The sequence below is a fragment of the Clostridium sp. DJ247 genome, assembly GCF_014231265.1.
The window spans coordinates 1-5,873 of sequence record NZ_JABAIW010000102.1 but is presented as its reverse complement, the minus strand read 5'-3'; the positions used below and the strand labels follow the sequence as shown (position 1 = coordinate 5,873).

At 31.8% G+C, this 5,873-nt stretch carries 6 protein-coding genes, 1 pseudogene and 1 riboswitch; all 7 genes and pseudogenes read left to right on the top strand.

The features are described from left to right. Positions 1–339 (top strand): RHS repeat domain-containing protein (locus HGI79_RS21875; protein WP_185652789.1); only part of this gene is annotated, 339 nt, incomplete at its 5' end. Between the two features lie 132 nt (positions 340–471). Beyond that, positions 472–693, top strand: a complete 222-nt coding sequence (locus HGI79_RS21865; protein WP_185652788.1) for a hypothetical protein — start codon at positions 472–474, stop codon at positions 691–693. 101 nt (positions 694–794) lie between these two features. Further along, positions 795–1,076, top strand: a pseudogene (locus HGI79_RS21860) (IS110 family transposase); the annotation flags it as partial. Positions 1,077–1,311: 235 nt separating this feature from the next. Continuing rightward, positions 1,312–2,226 (top strand): Rpn family recombination-promoting nuclease/putative transposase, encoded by a 915-nt coding sequence (locus tag HGI79_RS21855; RefSeq protein WP_185652787.1) that lies wholly within the window; start codon positions 1,312–1,314, stop codon positions 2,224–2,226. A 140-nt stretch (positions 2,227–2,366) separates the two neighbouring features. Then, positions 2,367–2,633, top strand: a complete 267-nt coding sequence (locus tag HGI79_RS21850; RefSeq protein WP_185652786.1) for a hypothetical protein — start codon at positions 2,367–2,369, stop codon at positions 2,631–2,633. Between the two features lie 83 nt (positions 2,634–2,716). Next, positions 2,717–2,824, top strand: a riboswitch (TPP riboswitch). A 247-nt stretch (positions 2,825–3,071) separates the two neighbouring features. Next, entirely contained in the window at positions 3,072–4,385 is a 1,314-nt protein-coding gene (gene thiC / locus HGI79_RS21845; RefSeq protein ID WP_185652785.1) for a phosphomethylpyrimidine synthase ThiC, read from the top strand. Between the two features lie 293 nt (positions 4,386–4,678). Beyond that, entirely contained in the window at positions 4,679–5,662 is a 984-nt protein-coding gene (gene bioB, locus HGI79_RS21840) for a biotin synthase BioB (protein WP_185652784.1), read from the top strand. Positions 5,663–5,873: the final 211 nt, after the last annotated feature.

Genomic DNA, 5,873 nt, shown 5'->3' with positions numbered 1-5,873 from the left:
ATAAATGCAAATACCTATAAGGTAACTAGATATTACTATAACAGCGTAGGTTTGCTTGAAAAAGTAAGCGAAGAGATAAATGAGGGAGATTTAGCAGAAGAAACCAAAGGGAAAATAGCAGCTAAAACCTTATACGAATATGATGCCAATGGAAACATAACAAGAGTAACTACTCCAGAAGGCTATGAAAACATAGTACGTTATGATGCTTCAGATAGACTTGTGGAAATAGTAAAGAGAGATCCTAGGGATGAAGAGTCAGAAAGAAGTACTAAGTATGAGTATGACAATGCAGGAAACATCATAAAATTGATCCTATTGTACAAGGCTTGTAACTAAAGGTATTCCGCTAACTACTGTAAGTAAGCTTGCAGGACATAGTAGTGTTGATACTACTGCTAAATTTTATATCAATAGTAGTAAAGAAGAAAAAATGAGGGCGGTAAGACTGCTATAGAGGAGGATGAAATAATGATAGTAATAAATACAATGGAAGATATAAAAAATGTAAAGGATAATAATAGTCTACCAAAGGCATTAATGGAGGAGTTGGAGCAGTATTTCAAGAATATTGTGACCAATCTAACAGGAGAAGAAATATGGGACAGCTACAAGCTTGAAGAGTATGGTTCAATCTTTGTTATGGAGGATACTGATAATCCGAAAATAATGGATGAATTGGGGCTATCATAGGATGATGGAGGGCTATTTGGTGCTACTCCTGAGTTTATAACCATAATAGAAATTGGTGGCAAGGAATACTAATGATACTAGAAGGTATTGCGGCAGATGTTGCAGTAGGAAAAGGGAAGGATAAGAAAAGTAAGCAAGGAAACAGGGAACTATACGCAGTATTCTACTTCCTAGCAGTACAGCAAATTCAAGTAGCAAAGGGAAGTAACCTTCCAAGGAATCCAGTATTTTTGCAATACTATAAAAGAAAAATATCAGAAGGAAAGACAAAAATACAAGCATTGGTTTGTGTAATGAGAAGGCTTGTAAATATAATCTATGAAATGATGAAGAATAAGAGTGAATATATAATGCCAGTTGTTCCACTAAAAGAAGCAGTATGATAAACTAATGGTAATAGATGTAACAATATAAGTAATGTAAATATAATAATTGATAATAAAATAGGGGTAAAGGGTGGCTAGGGAGATACCAAACTAAAAAAGTTTTCAAAATACTATACCACCTCTCCACCTAAACTATGTGATGAACTAAATAATATAATTGAGATATTAATGCTGGAATATAGAATAAGCCTAATAAATTTGGTAAAATATTATTAACAGAGGAAGTGATAAAATGGATATTAGCTTTGATGATAAAATGATTCTTGATCCTAAGAATGATGTAGTATTTCAAAAGATATTTGGAAGTCCTGAGAATGAGGACATATTGATAAGTTTCTTGAATGCTCTATTAGAGGGAACTGAAAAAGAGAAGATAAAACATATTGAATATGTAGACACAAAGCTATCAGATATTGAAACAGTAGATGACAAAATAGGAATTTTAGATGTAAGAGTAATAACAGAAAAAGGGATTCACATAAATGTAGAGATACAACTTATAAATAGATATAATATGATAAAGAGAACGCTATTTTACTGGTCTAGATTGTACTCAAACCAGATAAAAAAAGGAGAAAATTATAAAAATCTTAATAAAACTATAACCATAAATATACTAAATTTCAATTATGTAGAGAGTGAACAATATCACACAGTATATCATTTATATGAAGATAATGACAAGACAATGTTAACAGATATATTAGAGATACACTTCGTAGAATTACCAAAGTTTTTAGATGAACAACCAGAACTTAACACTAGCTTAAACAAGTGGCTGGCATTTTTAACAAAACCAGAAAAGGAAGTAATGGAGGTGGTTGAAATGGGAGAACCAGCAATAAGAAAAGCGATAACAGTTCTTGATATGTTGAGTAGAGACCCTGAAACTGTGCGACTTGCAGAACTTCGAATGAAAAAGATATTGGATGAAAAAAGTATGATTGAAGGTGCAAAAGAAGAGGGAAAAGTAGAAGGAAGAGAAGAAGGAAGAGAAGAAGGAAGAGAAGAAGGAAGAGAAGAAAGAAATAAGGAAATTGCTAAAAATGCTTTGAGTAAAGGAGTAGATGTTTCTTTCGTCATGGAGATAACAGGACTAAGTGAAGATGAAGTAATAAAGCTAAAAAATGAAATAGCGAATCATTAATTATTATGAAAGTGGTAGCAATTGTAAAGATAGCTACCACTAAAATTTTAACTACAGACTTAGCCCCGAGAGGGTAAGGAATCCTAATAGTTTAAAAATAGAAGATTTTACAAAGGAACTATTAGATAATAAACCTAAGCATGCACGATTCGATTGATGATAATGAAGTTTGGACATATAAGGAAACATCAGAAATGGAGGTGGATGATATGGTAAGCAATTTAGGTAGAAAGATTGAAGAAGGATTTAAGAAATCAAAACAGGAAGGAATAGAAAAAGGAATAGAAAAAATAGCTATAAAAATGATCAAAAAGGGTATAGATATTGAAGAAATATTGGAATTGACAGAATTAAGCCGAGGTGAAATATTAAGACTTAAGAATCAAATAGAGAGTGATAAAAATTAAATATTTGGTTTATAGATACGCTTCAGAAAATACTGCCTTGATAGGAAACAATATCTATGGTATAATTGAAATTGTTAAAAACTTAATACTACTAGGGGGGCTCATATAATGAGCTGAGATAGAACTGTTAGTTCTGACCCTCATAACCTGATTTGGTTAACACCAACGTAGGGAAGTACTTTGTAAGGTAAGAAATATGTTTTGTAGATAGTTTCTATATAAGTATATTTTATTATAAAGGAATTATGAGGGAGCTGTAAAGCTCCTTTTTTATTACATGAACTATGAAATTATTTACGTTACACGGAGTATTTTTAATAATTATCATAGTATTATTTGTAGAGGTTATGAGACAGTTAAAGCTAATAAAATATCTATTAATTGGTAATAAGAATAATCTAAAGTATAAATAAATAGTTAAAGAGGAGATGGATTATAATGAACTATACAACACAAATGGACGCTGCCAAAAAAGGCATAATCACAAAAGAAATGGAAATAGTAGCTAAGAAGGAAAATATAGATGTTAATCATTTAGTAGAGCTAGTAGCAGCTGGTAGAGTGGCTATACCAGCTAATAAGAATCATAAGTCCATAAGTCCAGAGGGTATAGGTGAAGGACTTAGAACAAAAATTAATGTTAACCTAGGTATTTCAAAGGATTGCAACTGCATAGAAGATGAATTTGAAAAGGTTAGAGTTGCCATAGAAATGAAAGCTGAAGCTATAATGGATTTAAGCTGTTTTGGTAAAACAGAAGAATTTAGAACAAAGCTAGTAGAAGTTTCTCCGGCTATGATTGGTACAGTTCCAATATATGATGCAGTAGGTTTTTATGATAAAGAATTAAGTGATATAACTGAAGATGAGTTAATAAATGTTATAGAGAAACATGCAAAAAATGGCGTAGACTTTATGACTATACATGCAGGAATTAACAGAGAGACTGCAGCAGTATTTAAAAGAAATAAAAGACTTACAAACATTGTATCAAGAGGTGGAGCTTTGATGTTTGCTTGGATGGAGCTTAACAATAAAGAAAATCCATTCTACGAACATTATGATAAAGTATTAGATATATGTGAAAAATATGATGTAACTATAAGTTTAGGTGATGCCTGTCGTCCAGGATCTATTGCAGACTCTACAGATCCTAGTCAAATAAAAGAATTAATGACACTAGGAGAGTTAACAAAAAGAGCTTGGGAGAGAAATGTACAAGTTATGATAGAAGGACCAGGACATATGAGCTTAGATGAAATAAAGGCTAACATGCAGTTAGAAAAGAAGCTATGTCATAATGCACCATTTTATGTACTAGGTCCACTAGTTACAGATGTAGCACCAGGATATGATCACATAACATCAGCTATAGGTGGAGCAATAGCAGCTTCCTCTGGAGCGGATTTCTTATGTTATGTAACTCCAGCAGAACATTTAAGACTTCCAAATCTAGATGATATGAAAGAAGGTATCATAGCTTCTAAGATTGCTGCCCATGCAGGAGATATAGCAAAAGGAATTAAAGGGGCTAGAGATTGGGACAACGCTATGAGTGAAGCAAGAAGGGAACTTGACTGGGAAAAGATGTTCAGCTTGGCTATAGACCCTGTAAAAGCTAGAAGATACAGAGAAGAATCACAGCCGGAAGATGAACATACTTGTACTATGTGTGGAAAAATGTGTGCTGTTAGAAATATGAATAAAATATTGAGCGGTAAGAATCTAAATGTGTTAAGAGATGATGATTAGTGGCAGTTGGCTATTGGATAAATATTTAGAAAATAAATAGTTTAAAGGCAGGTAATAAATTTACCTGCCTTTAAACTATTTATTATTTCATTATTTTATATTTCCAAATTTCTATTAACTAATATTGATTGAGCTAAGATTTTCTTAACTATAATTTTACGAAAAAACCTACATTGACATAGTAGTATAAATTAGGTAATATAGTATTGTAAACCAAGATACATCGAATTAGTTTACAATGAAGTTAACAATATATAATAAAAAGTTAGTTTAGTGAAAATGGGGGCAAATATATGAAGAATTTAATAACAAAATTAGAAGAAAAAATAGATGAAAACGGATTAATTGGATTTGAAGAAGCTTTAGAACTATCAAAAGTGAAAGATTTAGATATGTTATTTAAAGCAGGAGATAGGATACGTGAAAAGTATAATGGTAATAAGGTAGATTTATGTGGCATTATAAACGGAAAATCTGGTAAATGCTCTGAGGATTGTAAGTACTGTGCTCAATCCGCTCATTATCACACTGATGTAAAAAACTATGGTGTAGTTGAGGCAGAAGAAGTATTAAAGCAAGCATTAGAGGATGAAAAAGGTGGTGTAGATAGATTTGGTATAGTAACCAGTGGTAGGGGATTACAAGGGGAAGAGTTTGAAAAAATATTAAAGATATATGAAAAGCTTAGAAAAAATGTAAATATAGATTTATGTGCTTCCTTGGGAATAATAAGTTATGAACAGCTTTTGAAACTAAAAGAAGTGGGAGTAACAAGTTATCATCATAATTTAGAGACTTGCAGGGAATATTATAAAAATATATGTACAACCCATACTTATGATGAACGAATAGATACAATTAATAATGCAATGAAAGCTGGACTTTGTGTATGTTCAGGCGGAATAATAGGTATGGGAGAAACTATGGAAGACAGAATTAAATTGGCATTAGAACTACAAAAATTAGAAGTGAAGTCTATACCAGTTAATATACTTAACCCTATAAAGGGAACACCCTTGGAAAATATGAAAAGATTAGATGAAAATGAAATATTAATTACTATGACAATCTTTAGATTTATAAATCCTAAAGCAAGTATTAGATTGGCAGGAGGAAGAAACTTTCTACATAATTATGGAGAAGAAAGTTTTAAAGTGGGTGTAAATGCAACTATTACAGGAAATATGTTAACTACATCAGGAAATAATATTGAGGAAGACATTCAGATGATAAGAAACTTAGGCTTAGAGGTTGCTAATAGTAAATATAAGGTTTAGAACATATTATAAGCATATTTAGAGCTAAATATCTTTATTATTATGGTTAGGTACCTTTATCCGATGACTACCCGCTCTAATACTTCCATCTTTATAGGAAACTCCTCTTCAGAGGAGTAGTCACAGAGTAGGGGACCATATCAAAATCGCAGATTTTGTATGTCTGCTTAACCGATTCGCACAAAATCACAGATTTTGGCTCTCTGCTTAA